At 65.1% G+C, this 16225-nt stretch carries 16 protein-coding genes; 14 read left to right on the top strand and 2 right to left on the bottom strand.

Going from position 1 to position 16225, the window contains the following annotated elements; translation table 11 throughout:
* Positions 1-18: 18 nt before the first annotated feature.
* The 11 genes from aroA to cysM all read left to right on the top strand — a co-directional run bounded on the left by aroA (position 19) and on the right by cysM (position 10986).
* Complete coding sequence (aroA, locus tag DIE11_RS10690) at positions 19-1323, top strand: 3-phosphoshikimate 1-carboxyvinyltransferase (protein ID WP_059530011.1); 1305 nt, start codon at positions 19-21, stop codon at positions 1321-1323.
* A 13-nt stretch (positions 1324-1336) separates the two neighbouring features.
* A complete protein-coding gene (cmk, locus tag DIE11_RS10685; protein ID WP_059599008.1) occupies positions 1337-2023 on the top strand; it encodes a (d)CMP kinase in 687 nt (228 codons plus the stop codon).
* A 141-nt stretch (positions 2024-2164) separates the two neighbouring features.
* Positions 2165-3877 (top strand): 30S ribosomal protein S1, encoded by a 1713-nt coding sequence (gene rpsA, locus DIE11_RS10680; protein WP_059599019.1) that lies wholly within the window; start codon positions 2165-2167, stop codon positions 3875-3877.
* A 22-nt stretch (positions 3878-3899) separates the two neighbouring features.
* Positions 3900-4223: an integration host factor subunit beta gene (locus DIE11_RS10675; RefSeq protein WP_006750752.1), complete on the top strand. Its 324-nt coding sequence runs from the start codon at positions 3900-3902 to the stop codon at positions 4221-4223.
* A gap of 210 nt (positions 4224-4433) precedes the next feature.
* On the top strand, positions 4434-4727 hold the full coding sequence (locus DIE11_RS10670; protein ID WP_059530004.1) for a lipopolysaccharide assembly protein LapA domain-containing protein: 294 nt from the start codon (positions 4434-4436) through the stop codon (positions 4725-4727).
* 53 nt (positions 4728-4780) lie between these two features.
* The gene (gene lapB / locus DIE11_RS10665; protein ID WP_124623411.1) at positions 4781-5953 is read left to right on the top strand and encodes a lipopolysaccharide assembly protein LapB; all 1173 of its coding nucleotides are present in this window, start codon (positions 4781-4783) and stop codon (positions 5951-5953) included.
* 90 nt (positions 5954-6043) lie between these two features.
* On the top strand, positions 6044-7444 hold the full coding sequence (locus DIE11_RS10660) for a UDP-glucose/GDP-mannose dehydrogenase family protein (protein WP_124623408.1): 1401 nt from the start codon (positions 6044-6046) through the stop codon (positions 7442-7444).
* A gap of 7 nt (positions 7445-7451) precedes the next feature.
* Positions 7452-8402: a D-glycero-beta-D-manno-heptose-7-phosphate kinase gene (rfaE1, locus tag DIE11_RS10655; protein ID WP_174907117.1), complete on the top strand. Its 951-nt coding sequence runs from the start codon at positions 7452-7454 to the stop codon at positions 8400-8402.
* A 64-nt stretch (positions 8403-8466) separates the two neighbouring features.
* Positions 8467-9459 (top strand): ADP-glyceromanno-heptose 6-epimerase, encoded by a 993-nt coding sequence (gene rfaD / locus DIE11_RS10650; protein ID WP_059507155.1) that lies wholly within the window; start codon positions 8467-8469, stop codon positions 9457-9459.
* A 73-nt stretch (positions 9460-9532) separates the two neighbouring features.
* Complete coding sequence (locus DIE11_RS10645; RefSeq protein ID WP_059599012.1) at positions 9533-9877, top strand: helix-hairpin-helix domain-containing protein; 345 nt, start codon at positions 9533-9535, stop codon at positions 9875-9877.
* 206 nt (positions 9878-10083) lie between these two features.
* The gene (gene cysM / locus DIE11_RS10640) at positions 10084-10986 is read left to right on the top strand and encodes a cysteine synthase CysM (RefSeq protein WP_124623402.1); all 903 of its coding nucleotides are present in this window, start codon (positions 10084-10086) and stop codon (positions 10984-10986) included.
* 76 nt (positions 10987-11062) lie between these two features.
* On the opposite strand, the gene mltB is transcribed toward cysM, so the two are convergent.
* Positions 11063-12412 carry a lytic murein transglycosylase B gene (gene mltB, locus DIE11_RS10635; protein WP_124623567.1) on the bottom strand — a complete coding sequence of 450 codons (1350 nt, stop codon included), beginning with the start codon at positions 12410-12412 and terminating at the stop codon, positions 11063-11065.
* A 43-nt stretch (positions 12413-12455) separates the two neighbouring features.
* Between mltB and DIE11_RS10630 the strand changes: the two genes are divergently transcribed.
* Positions 12456-13379 (top strand): histone deacetylase family protein, encoded by a 924-nt coding sequence (locus DIE11_RS10630; RefSeq protein WP_124623400.1) that lies wholly within the window; start codon positions 12456-12458, stop codon positions 13377-13379.
* A 22-nt stretch (positions 13380-13401) separates the two neighbouring features.
* Here DIE11_RS10630 and DIE11_RS10625 read toward each other — a convergent pair whose 3' ends face one another.
* Complete coding sequence (locus DIE11_RS10625; RefSeq protein ID WP_124623564.1) at positions 13402-14325, bottom strand: alpha/beta hydrolase; 924 nt, start codon at positions 14323-14325, stop codon at positions 13402-13404.
* Positions 14326-14541: 216 nt separating this feature from the next.
* Between DIE11_RS10625 and DIE11_RS10620 the strand changes: the two genes are divergently transcribed.
* Positions 14542-15576 carry a methionine ABC transporter ATP-binding protein gene (locus DIE11_RS10620; protein WP_124623398.1) on the top strand — a complete coding sequence of 345 codons (1035 nt, stop codon included), beginning with the start codon at positions 14542-14544 and terminating at the stop codon, positions 15574-15576.
* Complete coding sequence (locus DIE11_RS10615) at positions 15566-16219, top strand: methionine ABC transporter permease (RefSeq protein WP_059529977.1); 654 nt, start codon at positions 15566-15568, stop codon at positions 16217-16219. The genes DIE11_RS10620 and DIE11_RS10615 overlap by 11 nt, the downstream gene beginning before the upstream one ends.
* Positions 16220-16225: the final 6 nt, after the last annotated feature.

Genomic DNA, 16225 nt, shown 5'->3' with positions numbered 1-16225 from the left:
GGAAACAGGACGATTCCCATGGACTATCTCGATCTCGGCCCATATTCCAGCGCGTCGGGTACCGTGCGCCTGCCCGGCTCGAAAAGCATCTCGAACCGCGTGCTGCTGCTCGCGGCGCTTGCTGAAGGCGATACGACGATCACCAACCTGCTGGATTCCGACGACACGCGCGTGATGCTCGACGCGCTCGGCAAGCTTGGTGTGAAGCTCGCGCGCGAGGGCGACACCTGTGTCGTCACCGGCACGCGCGGCGCGTTCACCGCGAAGACCGCCGATCTGTTCCTCGGCAACGCGGGCACCGCAGTGCGACCGTTGACGGCGGCGCTCGCAGTCAACGGCGGCGACTATCGCGTGCACGGCGTGCCGCGCATGCACGAGCGGCCGATCGGCGACCTCGTCGACGGCCTGCGGCAGATCGGCGCGCAGATCGACTACGAGCAAAACGAAGGCTTTCCGCCGCTGCGGATCAAGCCTGCCGCGATCACGGTCGACGCGCCGATCCGCGTGCGCGGCGACGTGTCGAGCCAGTTCCTCACCGCGCTGCTGATGACGCTGCCGCTCGTGAAGGCGAAGGACGGCAGGATCGTCGTCGAAGTCGACGGCGAATTGATCTCGAAGCCGTACATCGACATCACGATCCGGCTGATGGCGCGCTTCGGCGTGACCGTCGAGCGCGACGGCTGGCAGCGTTTCGTCGTGCCGGCCGGCGTCCGCTACCGTTCGCCGGGGCGCATCATGGTCGAGGGCGATGCATCGTCGGCCTCGTACTTCCTCGCGGCCGGCGCGCTCGGCGGCGGCCCGCTGCGCGTCGAGGGCGTGGGGCGCGCGAGCATCCAGGGCGACGTCGGCTTCGCGAACGCGCTGATGCAGATGGGCGCGAACGTATCGATGGGCGACGACTGGATCGAGGTGCGCGGCATCGGCCATGACCATGGCAAGCTCGAGCCGATCGACATGGACTTCAACCTGATTCCCGACGCGGCGATGACCATCGCGGTCGCGGCGCTGTTCGCGAGCGGCACGAGCACGCTGCGCAACATCGCGAGCTGGCGCGTGAAGGAAACCGACCGCATCGCCGCGATGGCGACCGAACTGCGCAAGGTCGGCGCGATCGTCGAGGAAGGCCCGGACTATCTGGTCGTTACGCCGCCGCAACGGCTCACGCCGAATGCAGCGATCGACACGTACGACGATCACCGGATGGCGATGTGCTTCTCGCTCGTCAGCCTGGGCGGCGTGCCCGTGCGGATCAACGATCCGAAGTGCGTCGGCAAGACGTTCCCCGACTATTTCGACCGCTTTGCCGCGCTCGCCAAAGCCTGACCCGACAGTTCCGATGAAATCGACCCGACCCTTTCACCCGACCCCCGTCATCACGATCGACGGTCCGACCGCTTCCGGCAAGGGGACCGTCGCGGCGCTCGTCGCCGCGCATCTCGGCTTTCACCTGCTCGACAGCGGCGCGCTGTACCGGCTCGCCGCGCTCGCGAGCGTGCGCTACGGCATCGCGGCGGAGGATGTCGACGCGCTCGTGAAGCTGATCGACGATCTTCACATCACGTTCCGCGAGGGCTGCGCGCAGCTCGACGGCGTCGACGTGTCGAACGACATCCGCGCCGAAGCGGTCGGCAACCGCGCGTCGGCCATTGCCGTGCACGGGCCGGTGCGTACCGCGCTCGTCGCGCGCCAGCGCGCGTTCCGCAAGACGCCGGGCCTCGTTGCCGACGGCCGCGACATGGGCACTGTGATCTTCCCGGACGCCGTGCTGAAGGTGTTCCTGACGGCCAGTGCCGAGGCTCGCGCGACCAGGCGGCATAAGCAATTGATGCAAAAAGGTTTTTCTGCTAATATTGATAACTTGCTCCGGGATCTTCGTGAACGTGACGCGCGCGACAGCAATCGCGCAGCCGCGCCGCTGAAGCCTGCGGCAGATGCCAAGCTGCTCGATACGTCGGCGCTTTCGGTTGATGAAGCAGTCGACCAGGTGCTGCAGTGGTACCGAACGCTCGGTCAGCCCGCCTGAGAAGGCGGGCAGCAGTAGGTGCTTTGCGCGAGAAGCGCGGAGCGTGTTTCGAACCCTTAACCCCGTGTGGCTTCGATCTGGCCCTTTCAGCCTGCCATTCCGGCCGGCGTGGCACAGCGATCCATGCACAATCAGATTTTTATGTCCGACCTGCAAACCTCCAACCCGAATACTGAATCTTTCGCGGCTCTGTTCGAAGAGTCGCTGACCCGCCAAGACATGCGCGCCGGCGAAGTGATTTCCGCCGAAGTCGTGCGCGTCGACCACAACTTCGTGGTCGTCAATGCAGGCCTGAAGTCCGAGGCTTACATTCCGATCGAGGAATTCCTGAACGATCAGGGCGAGGTTGAGGTGCAGTCGGGCGATTTCGTGTCCGTCGCGATCGACGCACTCGAAAACGGCTACGGCGACACGATCCTGTCGCGCGACAAGGCGAAGCGCCTTGCATCGTGGCTGTCGCTGGAAAAGGCTCTCGACAACAACGAACTCGTCACTGGCACGATCACCGGCAAGGTGAAGGGCGGCATGACCGTGATGGTCAACGGCATCCGCGCGTTCCTGCCGGGTTCGCTGGTCGACACGCGTCCGGTCAAGGACACGACCCCGTACGAAGGCAAGACGCTCGAGTTCCGCGTGATCAAGCTCGATCGCAAGCGTAACAACGTCGTGCTGTCGCGTCGTGCAGTGATCGAAGCAACGCAAGGCGAAGAGCGCGCAAAGCTGCTCGAGACGCTGAAGGAAGGCGCGATCGTCAACGGCGTGGTCAAGAACATCACCGACTACGGCGCGTTCGTCGACCTCGGCGGCATCGACGGCCTGCTGCACATCACCGACATCGCGTGGCGTCGTGTGCGTCACCCGAGCGAAGTTCTGTCGGTTGGCCAGGAAGTCACCGCGAAGATCCTCAAGTTCGATCAAGAGAAGAACCGCGTCTCGCTGGGCATCAAGCAACTGGGCGACGATCCGTGGGAAGGCATCTCGCGCCGTTACCCGTCGGGCACGCGCCTGTTCGGCAAGGTCACGAACATCACCGACTACGGCGCATTCGTCGAAGTGGAATCGGGCATCGAAGGCCTCGTCCACGTGTCGGAAATGGACTGGACCAACAAGAACGTTGCTCCTTCGAAGGTTGTCCAGCTGGGCGACGAAGTCGAAGTCATGGTCCTCGAGATCGACGAAGACCGTCGTCGTATCAGCCTCGGCATGAAGCAGTGCAAGCCGAATCCGTGGGATGACTTCAGCCGCAACTTCAAGAAGGGCGACAAGATCACGGGCGCAATCAAGTCGATCACCGACTTCGGCGTGTTCATCGGTCTGCCGGGCGGCATCGACGGCCTGGTCCACCTGTCGGACCTGTCGTGGAGCGAAGCCGGCGAAGAAGCCGTTCGCAAGTACAAGAAGGGCGACGAAGTCGAAGCGATCGTGCTCGGTATCGACGTCGAGAAGGAGCGTATTTCGCTCGGCATCAAGCAGCTCGAAGGCGACCCGTTCAGCAACTACGTTGCAATGAACGACAAGGGTTCGATCGTCGACGGCGTGGTGAAGTCGGTCGATGCGAAGGGTGCGGTCGTTACGCTGACGGGCGACATCGAAGGCTACCTGCGCGCGTCGGAAATCTCGCAGGATCGCGTCGAAGACGCACGCAACGTGCTGAAGGAAGGCGACAAGGTCAACGCGATGGTGATCAACATCGATCGCAAGTCGCGTGGCATCAACCTGTCGATCAAGGCGAAGGATTCGGCTGAACAACAGGAAGCGATCCGCGGCCTGCAGTCGGACACCAGCGCTGCTGCGACCGGTACGACCAACCTCGGCGCGCTGCTGAAGGCGAAGCTCGACGGCCAGAACCAGTAAGCCTCACGAGGTCTGCTGAAGTATGACCAAATCCGAGTTGGTCGCGCAGCTGGCACTGCGATTTCCGCAACTTGTCCTCAAGGATGCGGATTTCGCGGTGAAAACGATGCTCGATGCAATGTCCGACGCTTTGTCGAAAGGGCATCGCATCGAAATTCGGGGTTTCGGCAGCTTCGGCCTCAACCGTCGCCCGGCGCGCGTTGGGCGCAACCCGAAGTCGGGGGAGAAAGTGCAGGTGCCCGAGAAGTTCGTGCCTCACTTCAAGCCCGGCAAGGAATTGCGTGAACGCGTCGACGGCCGCGCCGGCGAGCCGCTGAAAGCTGATGATCCGGACGACGAGCGTTGAGCGTCGTGCGGCTTGCCCGGAATCCGTCCAGCGAAGGCTGAAGAAAAAAGCGCCCCTTGCGGGCGCTTTTTTCATTTCCGGCGGCCGCGTGACAACGTGTACCCGCAGGATGTGCGGTGACGCGGAAACGCTTCCTTTACAATACGGGTCGATTCGGCGCCGCGAAGGGGAGTCGCGCGCCACGGCAAACCTCAACAAAGAGAGGGCTACATGAAGTTTATCGTCTGGCTGATCCGGGTATTGGTGTTCGTGCTGTTGCTGGTGCTCGCGCTGGCCAATACGCAAACCGCGACGCTGAATTTCGTTGCCGGCTACGCATGGCAAGCACCGCTGATCCTGATCGGCCTCGCGTTCTTCGTCGTGGGGCTGCTGGCCGGCCTGCTGTCCGCGCTGCCGGCGATCTTCCGCATGCGCCTCGAGAACGGGCGCCTGAAGCGCGATCTGCGTACGGCGCGCGAAACCCCGGCCGTCGTCGACCAGCCGCCGATGCCGCCCGTCATTTAACACGGACGCCGCGCGACTCTGGCGCGGTTTTCGTCTCTGCTTCGATATTTCGCATGGATCTGGATTTTTGGTGGTTGCTCGCGATTCCGGTGGCGTTCGCGCTCGGCTGGGCGGCGTCACGCTATGACCTGAAGAACCTCCTGTCGGAGAGCGCCAACCTGCCGCGATCGTATTTCCGCGGCCTGAACTTTCTGTTGAACGAACAACCGGACAAGGCGATCGACGCGTTCATCGAGGTCGCGAAGCTCGACCCCGAGACGGTCGAGTTGCACTTCGCGCTCGGCAACCTGTTTCGCCGGCGTGGCGAAACGGACCGTGCGATCCGCGTGCATCAGAACCTGCTGAGCCGCACGGACCTGCCGGTGAACGAGCGCGACCACGCGCTGTACGAGCTCGGCCAGGATTTCCTGAAGGCCGGCCTGCTCGATCGTGCGGAGGAGACCTTCCACCGGCTCGCCGATGGCGATTACGCGCTGGGCGCGCAGCGGGCGCTGCTGACGATCTACGAGATCGAGAAGGACTGGAACAAGTCGATCGATACCGCGAAACGCATCGAATCGATGAGCGACAAGCCGCTCGGCACCGAAATCGCGCAGTTCCATTGCGAACTCGCGCAGGAGGCGCTGCAACGCAAGAACGCCGCGGCTGCGGCCGATCAATTGAAGCTCGCGCTTGCAGCGAACCCGCAGAACGTCCGCGCGACGATCCTGTCCGGCGACGCCGCGCAGGCGGCGGGCGATCACGCGGCCGCGATCGAGCACTGGAAGCGTGTCGAAGCGCAGAATCCGGCGTATCTGCCGCTCGTCGCCGACAAGCTGATGAAGGCCTACGTCGCGCTCGGCAAGCCGGTCGAGGGTGCCGAGCTGCTGATGGGCTACGTCGATCGTTATACGTCGAACGACCTGCTCGATATTGCTTATCAGCACATCGCCGGGTTGCGCGGCCAGGAAGCGGCGCACACACTCGCGCGTACGCAGATGGAGAAGTCGCCGAACCTGTCGGGCATGCTGCACCTGCTCGATGCGCAGATCGCGGCCGCCGACGAGCCGCGCCGTAAGGAACTTGAAATGATGCGTGCGCTGATCAAGCAGCGCACCAAGAATCTGCCACGCTATACGTGCCAGAATTGCGGTTTCCGGGCACGGCTCTTCTACTGGCAGTGCCCCGGATGCAGCGGCTGGGAAACCTATGCGCCGCGCCGCGTCGAACCTGCGATGCCGGGCTGATCCCGGCGTTCGACGCGCAAGCGCTGCGGTTGTCGCCGGGCCCGCTCCGGCGGCCAAGTTTGTCATTTACCGGGACGTACCGGAACCTCTATGAAAATCACCATCATCGGCACTGGCTATGTCGGTCTCGTCACGGGCTCCTGCCTCGCCGAGATCGGCCACGACGTCTTCTGTCTGGATGTCGATCCGCGCAAGATCGAGATCCTGAACAACGGCGGGATGCCGATTCACGAACCGGGCCTGCTGGACATCATCGCGCGCAACCGCGCGGCAGGACGTCTGCGCTTCTCGACCGACATCGAGGCGAGCGTTGCCCACGGTGAGATCCAGTTCATCGCGGTCGGCACACCGCCCGACGAGGACGGTTCGGCCGACCTGCAATACGTGCTCGAGGCGGCGCGCAACATCGGCCGGTACATGACCGGTTTCAAGGTGATCGTCGACAAGTCGACGGTGCCGGTCGGCACCGCGCAGCGCGTGCGCGCGGTGGTCGACGAGGCACTCGGCGCGCGCGGCCTTGCGGGCAGCGTCGCGCACCGTTTCTCGGTCGTGTCGAATCCGGAATTCCTGAAGGAAGGCGCGGCAGTCGAGGACTTCATGCGCCCTGACCGAATCATCATCGGTGTCGACGACGACGAGACGGGCACGGTGGCGCGCGAGAAGATGAAGAAGCTGTACGCGCCGTTCAACCGCAATCACGAGCGCACGATCTACATGGACGTGCGTTCGGCGGAATTCGCGAAATATGCGGCGAATGCGATGCTCGCGACGCGCATTTCATTCATGAACGAGATGTCGAATCTCGCCGACAAGGTCGGTGCCGACATCGAAGCCGTGCGCCGCGGGATCGGTTCCGATCCGCGCATCGGCTATCACTTCCTGTACGCGGGCGTTGGTTACGGCGGCTCGTGCTTCCCGAAGGACGTGCAGGCGTTGATTCGCACCGCGAGCGAAAACGGTCAGCCGCTGCGCATCCTGGAGGCCGTCGAAGCGGCCAACTCCGCACAGAAGGACGTGCTGATCGGCAAGATCGAGCAGCGCTTCGGCGCAGACCTGAACGGTCGCGAATTCGCGGTCTGGGGCCTCGCGTTCAAGCCGAACACGGACGACATGCGCGAGGCGCCGAGCCGTCGGCTGATCGCCGCGCTGCTCGGGCGTGGCGCGACCGTGCGCGCGTACGATCCGGTCGCGATCGACGAGGCGCGCCGTGTGTTCGCGCTCGATCTCGGTGAGGCTCCCGACGCGCTTGCGCGCCTGCACTTCGTCGATACCCAGGACGCGGCCGTGACCGCCGCGGATGCGCTCGTGATCGTCACCGAATGGAAGGAATTCAGGAGCCCGGATTTCACGCGCCTGAAGGCCGAACTGAAGGCGCCGGTGATCTTCGACGGACGCAACCTGTACGAGCCGGACGCAATGGCCGAACTCGGCATCGACTACCATGCGATCGGGCGTCCGCATGTCGACCCCCAGTCCTCTCCCCGTGGATGAACGCACGATGACTACCCTTCGCGAAGTGGTGCCGGTACCGCGCGCGCAGCTCGCGCGTTCGCGCGTGCTCGTGGTCGGTGACGTGATGCTCGACCGCTACTGGTTCGGCAACGTCGAGCGCATTTCTCCGGAAGCGCCGGTTCCTGTCGTGCACGTGCAGCGCCAGGAAGAGCGGCTTGGCGGTGCGGCCAACGTCGCGCGCAACGCGGTGACGCTCGGCGGTCAGGCCGGGCTCCTGTGCGTGGTTGGCTGCGACGAGCCGGGCGAGCGCATCGTCGAATTGCTCGGCAGCAGCGGTGTGACGCCCCATCTCGAACGCGATGCGTCACTGCCGACGACGATCAAGCTGCGCGTGCTCGCGCGCCAGCAGCAGCTGCTGCGCGTCGACTTCGAGGCGATGCCGACGCACGAGGTGCTGCTCGCCGGGCTCGCGCGTTTCGATGCGCTGCTGCCGCAGCACGACGTCGTGCTGATGTCGGATTACGCGAAAGGCGGTCTGACGCACGTGACCACGATGATCGAGAAGGCGCGCGCGGCCGGCAAGCCAGTGCTCGTCGATCCAAAGGGCGGCGACTGGGCGCGCTATCGCGGCGCATCGCTGATCACGCCGAACCGTGCCGAGTTGCGCGAGGTCATCGGTCAGTGGCAATCGGAAGACGACCTGCGCGCGCGTGTCGCGAAGCTGCGTGCGGAGCTCGATCTCGACGCGTTGCTGCTCACGCGTTCGGAAGAGGGGATGACGCTCTTTTCCGCAGCGGGCGAACTGCACGCACCGGCGCTCGCGCGCGAGGTGTATGACGTGTCCGGCGCAGGCGATACCGTGATCGCGACCGTCGCGACGATGCTCGGCGCCGGCGTGCCGCTCGTCGATGCCGTCGTGCTCGCGAACCGTGCGGCAGGCATCGTGGTCGGCAAGCTGGGTACGGCCACGGTAGACTACGACGAACTGTTTCACTGAGCGCATTCGGCGGCACGCCGAGCGGGCCGCACGTATTTCTTGCAATTTTTCAGGCAGAACGACCATGACCATCATCGTCACCGGCGCAGCCGGTTTTATCGGCGCGAACATCGTCAAGGCGCTCAACGAGCGCGGCGAGTCGCGCATCATCGCGGTCGACAATCTGACGCGCGCGGACAAGTTCCGCAATCTCGTCGATTGCGAGATCGACGACTATCTCGACAAGACGGAATTCGTCGAGCGCTTCGCGCGCGGCGATTTCGGCAAGGTACGCGCGGTGTTCCATGAAGGCGCCTGTTCGGACACGATGGAAACCGACGGCCGCTACATGATGGACAACAACTTCCGCTACAGTCGCGCGGTGCTCGATGCGTGCCTCGCGCAGGGCGCGCAGTTCCTGTACGCGTCGTCGGCCGCGATCTACGGCGGCTCGACGCGTTTCGTCGAGGAGCGCGAAGTCGAGGCGCCGCTGAACGTCTACGGCTATTCGAAGTTCCTGTTCGACCAGGTGATCCGCCGCGTGCTGCCGAGCGCGAAGAGCCAGATCGCCGGGTTCCGCTACTTCAACGTGTACGGTCCGCGCGAGACACACAAGGGCCGCATGGCGTCGGTCGCGTTCCACAACTTCAACCAGTTCCGCGCGGAAGGCAAGGTCAAGCTGTTCGGCGAGTACAACGGTTATGCGCCGGGCGAGCAGACGCGCGACTTCGTGTCGGTCGAGGACGTCGCGAAGGTGAACCTGTTCTTCTTCGATCATCCGGAGAAATCGGGCATCTTCAACCTCGGCACCGGCCGGGCACAACCGTTCAACGACATCGCATCGACGGTCGTGAACACGCTGCGCGCGCTCGACAACCTGCCGCCGCTGACGCTCGCGCAGCAGGTCGAGCAAGGGCTGATCGAGTACGTGCCGTTCCCGGATGCGCTGCGCGGCAAGTACCAGTGCTTCACGCAGGCCGACCAGACGAAACTGCGTGCTGCCGGCTACGATGCGCCGTTCCTGACGGTGCAGGAAGGTGTCGATCGCTACGTGCGTTGGCTATCCGGCCAGGTTTAAGCCTGCGCGTCGCATCGCTAGACTGGGTCTCACGGTCGGCAGCCGCCGACCGTTTTCATCGGAGATCCAGTACATGATCAGGAAATGGTTTGCCGCCGCCGCCATGTTCGGCGCGATCGCGTCGGCCTGGGCGGCCGTCGACGTCAACACCGCGAACGAAGATGCACTCGTCGGCATCAAGGGCATCGGTCCCGCGCGAGCGAAGGCGATTCTCGACGAGCGCGGTGCACGGGGGGCTTTCAGGAATGCAGACGATCTCGCATCGCGCGTGAAAGGCATGGGCGGCCATACGGTCGAGCGTCTTCAACGGGAAGGGTTGACGATCGGTACGGCCGGCCCAGGTGCTGCGGCACCGGCCGCGGGCAAGCCCGCGGCGGCGACGCCGGCTGCGGCACCTGCCCGCACCGCGCAGAAGTAACGCACGCGAGACAAAGGGCTCCTTCAGCCGCCGTCGTTGCGACGGCTTCCCGCGGCATGCCGCGGGTTTTTTGCGTGCATGCTGCAAATGCACACTCGTCAATCGCGCGGCACATCTATTCCATCGTCACAATGGGGTTGCCGGCGCGAGCCCCGGTGCTGGTTTACAATCAATCGATTGATCGGCCTCGCACTCACGGTATCTCCATGGCTTACAAAACTATCGAAGACACGATCGGCAACACGCCGCTCGTGCAACTGGTCCGCCTGCCGGACGACGAGATTCGCGCACGCAACAACGTGGTGCTTGCGAAGCTGGAGGGCAACAATCCGGCCGGCTCCGTGAAGGATCGCCCGGCGCTGTCGATGGTCAGCAAGGCTGAGGCGCGCGGTCGCATCAAGCCGGGCGATACGCTGATCGAGGCGACGAGCGGCAACACGGGCATCGCGCTCGCGATGGCAGCGGCGATCCGTGGCTACAAGATGGTGCTGATCATGCCGGAAGATCTGTCGATAGAGCGTCGCCAGAGCATGGCCGCCTACGGCGCCGAAATCATCCTGACGCCCGTAAAGGGCGGGATGGAACTGGCGCGCGACCTCGCGGAGCAGATGCAGCGCGAAGGCAAGGGGGTGATTCTCGATCAGTTCGGGAACCCCGACAATCCAATCGCGCACTACGAAGGAACAGGCCCGGAGATCTGGCGCGACACCGAGGGGCGCGTTACGCACTTCGTGTCGGCGATGGGCACGACGGGCACGATCATGGGCACGTCGCGCTTTCTGAAGGAACAGAATCCGGCGATCGAGATCGTCGGCGCGCAGCCGGAAGAAGGGTCGCGTATTCCGGGCATTCGCAAGTGGCCGGAAGCCTATATGCCGACGATCTTCGATCGCAGCCGCGTCGATCGCGTAGAGAGCGTGAGTCAGGCCGCGTCCGAAACGATGGCGCGTCGGCTCGCGGCCGTCGAAGGCATCTTTGCCGGCATCTCGTCGGGTGGCGCATGCGAAGTCGCGATGCGTATCGCGCGTCAGGTCGAGAACGCGACGATCGTGTTCATCGTCTGCGATCGCGGCGACCGCTACCTGTCGACCGGCGTATTTCCTGCCTGAGCCCGAACGGCATCAGCAGCGTCACGCGATAAAAAAGCGCCGCATGAGCGGCGCTTTTTCTTTGCGCGGACCGTGCTTACTGCGCCGGCGCTTCCGTGTCCGCCGCAGGCAGCGGCAGCGCGCCGTTCGCTTCCATCTGCGCCTTCACGGCTTCGCCGAGCTGGTACACGGCGAGTGCGTAGAAGAAGCTGCGGTTGTAGCGCGTCAGCACGTAGAAGTTCTTGAGGCCGAGCATGTATTCGGTCGCGCTTCCCGGCGACGGCAGATCGACCACGGTGACCGGCGTGCCAGCTTCGGTGGTGATGTTAACCATCGGCTCGTTGAGCGTCATGCCGGCGCGCAGAAGTTGCGACAGTGCCCAGTGCGGTTCGGGCTGACCGTCCGCGGCCGCCTGGGCAATGCCGAGGCTGCCGGTGTCGGGCGTGATTCGCCAGACTACCGGGCGATCGGTTTCCCAGCCGTGCTGCTTCAGGTAGTTCGCGACGCTGCCGATCGCATCGGCAGGACTGCTGCGCAGATCGACGTGGCCGCCGCCGTCGTAGTCGACCGCATACTCGCGGATGCTGCTCGGCAGGAACTGCGGGATGCCGATCGCGCCCGTGTACGAGCCGAGCACGGTGGTCGGGTCGAGCTGGTTGTCGCGGGTCCAGACGAGGAAGTCCTCGAGATTCTTGCGGAACGTTGCTTGGCGACTGTCGCGATTTGGCGTGTCCGGGTAGTCGAACGTGAGCGTCGTCAGCGCATCGAGCACCCGGAAGTTGCCCATGTAGCGGCCGTAGATCGTTTCGACGCCGATGATGCCGACGATCACTTCGGGCGGCACGCCGAATTCCTCGGACGCGCGCTGCAGCGTCGCCTGGTTCGCCTTCCAGAATTTCACGCCCGCGTTGATGCGGATCGGTTCGATGAAACGCGAACGATAGACGCGCCAGTTCTTTACCGAAGGCGTCGGAGCCGGCTTCACGAGCTTCACGGCGGTGGCCGAGTAGCTGATGCGCGAGAACAGCGCATGCAGGCTTGTGGAATCGAAGCCGTTGCGGCTCACCATCTCGTCGATGAACGCATCGACCTTCGCGTTGTTCGCGTAGCGCTGCGGAACGATTTCCTCTTCGAAGGTCTGCCCTTGCGGCGCCGGCTGCTGCGGTTGCGCCTGCGCGACGCGCGTGCCGGGAGACTTCGCGGGCTGCGTCTGCGCGACGGCGGGCGCGGCCGCCACGGTAGCGGCGACGGCAGCAGCAACGAGCGGAACGCGAACGCTAAACAGTGCGGAGAGAAGGGCGGCAGGCTTGCTGGAATTCATGTCGAAGCGGGCGGACAGGGCGGTGGGGTTCGGCGCAGTATACCCGACGCATCCTGCGTGCCGGGGCGACGCAGCGTACCGTTGTGGTAAGTTAGCGGCGAATTCGCGGCAGACGATGGACATTATTGATGGAGACCTGCGGCGCACCCCGCGTCGCGGATGACAGATTATGGCAACCGCCTTCTATACGCACCCCGACTGCATGCTGCACGAGATGGGGGAATGGCATCCGGAATGCCCGGCCCGCCTGTCGGCGATCCAGGATCAACTGATCGCGAGCCGCATCGACGACCTGATCGTGCACGAAACCGCGCCGTTCGCGAGCGAGGTGGCGCTGGGCCGCGTGCATACGCAGGCCCACATCGACTACATCCGCAGCATGACGCCCGTCGACGGCTACGTCGAGATCGATCCCGACACGCTGATGAACCGCGACACGTGGCGCGCCGCGCTGCGTGCGGCCGGCGCGGCGATCGCGGCGACTGACGCCGTGATCGAAGGCCGCTACGCGAATGCGTTCTGCAGCGTGCGGCCGCCCGGCCATCACGCGGAGCCAGCGCGCGCGATGGGTTTCTGCTTTTTCAACAACGTCGCGATCGCCGCGCGGCATGCGCTCGACGTCCACGGCCTCGAGCGCGTCGCGATCGTCGATTTCGACGTGCACCACGGCAACGGCACCGAAGCCGCGTTCGCGAACGACGAGCGGGTGCTGATGTGCAGCTTCTTCCAGCATCCGCTATACCCGTTCTCGGGCGTCGATCACCAGGCGCCGAACATGGTCAACCTGCCGATGCCTGCGCGCAGCAACGGGATGGCGATCCGCGAAGCGGTCGACATGTTCTGGCTGCCGCGTCTCGACGCGTTCAAGCCGCAGATGCTGTTCGTGTCGGCCGGTTTCGACGCGCATCGAGAGGACGACATCGGCAGCCTCGGTCTCGTCGAGGCCGATTTCGAATGGCTGACCGCGCAGATCGTCGACGTCGCGCGCCGGCATGCGCAGGGCCGCATCGTGAGCTGTCTCGAGGGCGGCTACAACCTGTCCGCGCTCGGCCGCAGCGTCGTGGCGCACCTGCGCGTGCTGGCCGGCATCTGACCGGGAGCGGGGCGGCGCGCGCTCAGCGCGCCTGCACGTGCGCGTGAATCCACTCGATCAGCGCATCGATCACGCGGTCGCGCTCGAGATCGTTCATCGTTTCGTGGAACCCGCCTTCGTATAGCGTCAGCGTGCGATCGGGCGAGCCGACGCGTGCGCCGAACGCGCGGCTTCCGTCGGGCTCGGTCAGCTTGTCCTCGGTGCCGTGATAGACGAGCACCGGCACGCGCAGCGCGCCGCGACCGCGCTCGATGCGCGCCATCGCGTCGAGGATCTCGGCGCCGGTGCGCGCCGGCACCGCGCCGTGGTGCACGAGCGGGTCGGCACGATTGGCCGCGACGACGGCCGGATCGCGCGACAGCAGCGCCGCGTCGATCCTGATCGCGGGGAAGCTCGGCCACACGCGGCTGATGAAGCGGCTCATCGCGAGCATCCAGCGCGGCACGTCGCGTCCCGGCGCGAGCGCCGGGCTCGACAGCACGAGGCCCGCCAGCGCGTGGCCGCGAATCGGCGCGCGTTCGATCGCATACAGCGCCGCGACGGCGCCGCCCATGCTGTGCCCCATCAGGAAGAGCGGCGTATCGTCGCGGGCGGCTTCGGCGACGAGGGCATCCGCATCGTTCAGGTAATCGTCGAAACGCTCGACCCACGCGCGTTTACCGGGTGACTGGCCGTGCCCGCGCAGATCGATCGCCAGCACGTCGATGCCGGCCGCATTCAATCTGGCCGCGAGCGCCGCGTAGCGGCCCGCATGCTCGGCGAGGCCATGCACGAGAGCAATCGTCGCGCGTGGCGGCTCCGTGCCGTCGCCAGCCGGCCAGCGATACGACGCCAGTTCGAGCCCGTCCGCGGTACGGAGCCGGCCCATCCGCGGGGCGGGCGGCGCTGCCGTGTCCCGTGCTGCGATGGCGGCGGGTGCGGCGACCTGCGTGGTGGTGGCGGTCATCTGGCGGGTCCCCTGTTTGGTTGGCATCGGTGTTCCGGATCATAGTCGCGGCACTCACACGGCGGACCAGCAGTGCTCCTCTAATTTCGTCTGGTTATGAAAAGATCGAAATCGATTATTAAGTGGAATGAGGCGTTTGCGGTAAAATCGCCGGCTATTCCAGATGCATCGGCGGCCGACTGGCGGGCTTCGCCAGTCGGCCGCCGTTTTGTTTACATGATCGAATTACGCAATCTGTCGCAGCGTTTCCCCGGGCCGACCGGCTGGGTCGACGCATTGCACAACGTCAATCTGACGATCCCGCAGGGCGAGGTGTTCGGCATCATCGGCCGAAGCGGCGCCGGCAAGAGCACGCTCGTGCGCACCATCAACCTGCTCACGCGGCCGACCGAAGGCAACGTCGTCGTCGGCGGGCTTGATCTCACGCTGCTGTCGGCCGGCGCGCTGCGCGAAGCGCGCCGCGAAATCGGCATGATCTTCCAGCACTTCAACCTGCTGTCGTCGCGCACGGTCTTCGACAACGTCGCGTTGCCGCTCGAGCTTGCTGGCGCGAGCCGTGCCGACATCGAGGCCGCCGTGCTGCCGCTGCTCGACCTCGTCGGGCTGTCCGCGCAGAAGGACCGCTACCCTGCGCAGATCAGCGGCGGCCAGAAGCAGCGCGTCGGCATCGCCCGCGCGCTCGCGAGCAAGCCGAAGGTGCTGCTGTCGGACGAAGCGACGTCGGCGCTCGACCCCGAGACCACGCGCGCGATCCTCGACCTGCTGAAGCGCATCAACCGCGAACTTGGCCTGACGATCGTGCTGATCACGCACCAGATGGAAGTGATCAAGCAAGTGTGTGATCGCGTGGCGGTGCTCGACGCGGGTCGCGTGGTCGAGGAAGGCCGCGTGATCGACGTGTTCCTGCAGCCGCATCACGAAGTGACGCGCGCGCTGATCGGCGACGTGATCGCGCAGGAACTGCCGCCCGCGCTGAAGGCACGCGTGGCCGAGCGGCTGAAGACGGGCAGTGGGCATTTGCTGCGGCTCGCGTTCACCGGCTCGGGTGTCGACCAGCCGATCCTGTCGGAGACGATTCGCCGGTACGAACTGGATTTCAACATCCTGCACGGCCAGATCGACGAGATCCAGGGGCAGGCGTTCGGGTCGCTCGCGGTGCTCGCGGGCGGCGAACCGGGCAAGGTCGGGCAGGCGCTCGCGTTCCTGCGCGAGCAAGGTGTGGTGGTAGAGGAGCTTTCGTATGTTGAGTGAGATGTTCGATATGTTCGTGCAGTCGTTCTGGGAGACGCTGATCATGGTCGGCATCTCGGGAGCGGTCGGCGCGCTCGTCGGGATGCCGCTCGGCGTGCTGCTCTACTTGACCGACCGCCAGGGCGTGCTGCAAAACCTCGGCGTGAATCGTGTGCTCGGCGGCATCGTGAACGCGGTGCGCTCGACGCCGTTCATCATCCTGTTGGTTGCGGTCATTCCGTTCACGCGGCTCGTCACGGGGTCGTCGATCGGCACGGCTGCGGCGGTCGTGCCGCTGACGCTCGCGGCCGCGCCGTTCGTCGCGCGACTGGTCGAGACCGCGCTGCGCGAAGTCGACCGCGGGCTGATCGAAGCCGCGCAGTCGATGGGCGCGACGACGTCGCAGATCGTGTTCAAGGTGCTGCTGCCCGAATCGCTGCCTGGCATCGTCGCGGGCCTGACGATCACGTTCGTGTCGCTCGTCGGTTATTCAGCGATGGCCGGTGCGATCGGCGGCGGCGGGCTCGGCGATCTCGGGATCCGCTACGGCTACCAGCGCTATCTGCCGGAAGTCATGTGGACGGTCGTCGCGATCTTGATCGTGTTCGTGCAGATCGTGCAATCGTTCGGCGACTGGCTCGTGCGCCGGCTGAGCCACAAGTAAAACGAC

The sequence above is a fragment of the Burkholderia sp. Bp9012 genome (assembly GCF_003853825.1).
GTDB classification, from domain to species: domain Bacteria; phylum Pseudomonadota; class Gammaproteobacteria; order Burkholderiales; family Burkholderiaceae; genus Burkholderia; species Burkholderia diffusa.
This window is presented reverse-complemented; position numbering and strand designations above follow the sequence as displayed.

Excerpts from the sequence above, each read along its gene's own strand:
- rpsA (WP_059599019.1), top strand. The coding sequence starts at position 2,165 with ATGTCCGACCTGCAAACCTCCAACCCGAATACTGAATCTTTCGCGGCT.
- lapB (WP_124623411.1), top strand. The coding sequence starts at position 4,781 with ATGGATCTGGATTTTTGGTGGTTGCTCGCGATTCCGGTGGCGTTCGCG.
- cysM (WP_124623402.1), top strand. The coding sequence starts at position 10,084 with ATGGCTTACAAAACTATCGAAGACACGATCGGCAACACGCCGCTCGTG.
- cmk (WP_059599008.1), top strand. The coding sequence starts at position 1,337 with ATGAAATCGACCCGACCCTTTCACCCGACCCCCGTCATCACGATCGAC.
- DIE11_RS10620 (WP_124623398.1), top strand. The coding sequence starts at position 14,542 with ATGATCGAATTACGCAATCTGTCGCAGCGTTTCCCCGGGCCGACCGGC.
- DIE11_RS10670 (WP_059530004.1), top strand. The coding sequence starts at position 4,434 with ATGAAGTTTATCGTCTGGCTGATCCGGGTATTGGTGTTCGTGCTGTTG.
- aroA (WP_059530011.1), top strand. The coding sequence starts at position 19 with ATGGACTATCTCGATCTCGGCCCATATTCCAGCGCGTCGGGTACCGTG.
- DIE11_RS10625 (WP_124623564.1), bottom strand. The coding sequence starts at position 14,325 with ATGACCGCCACCACCACGCAGGTCGCCGCACCCGCCGCCATCGCAGCA.
- DIE11_RS10660 (WP_124623408.1), top strand. The coding sequence starts at position 6,044 with ATGAAAATCACCATCATCGGCACTGGCTATGTCGGTCTCGTCACGGGC.
- DIE11_RS10630 (WP_124623400.1), top strand. The coding sequence starts at position 12,456 with ATGGCAACCGCCTTCTATACGCACCCCGACTGCATGCTGCACGAGATG.
- rfaD (WP_059507155.1), top strand. The coding sequence starts at position 8,467 with ATGACCATCATCGTCACCGGCGCAGCCGGTTTTATCGGCGCGAACATC.
- DIE11_RS10675 (WP_006750752.1), top strand. The coding sequence starts at position 3,900 with ATGACCAAATCCGAGTTGGTCGCGCAGCTGGCACTGCGATTTCCGCAA.
- DIE11_RS10615 (WP_059529977.1), top strand. The coding sequence starts at position 15,566 with ATGTTGAGTGAGATGTTCGATATGTTCGTGCAGTCGTTCTGGGAGACG.
- rfaE1 (WP_174907117.1), top strand. The coding sequence starts at position 7,452 with ATGACTACCCTTCGCGAAGTGGTGCCGGTACCGCGCGCGCAGCTCGCG.
- DIE11_RS10645 (WP_059599012.1), top strand. The coding sequence starts at position 9,533 with ATGATCAGGAAATGGTTTGCCGCCGCCGCCATGTTCGGCGCGATCGCG.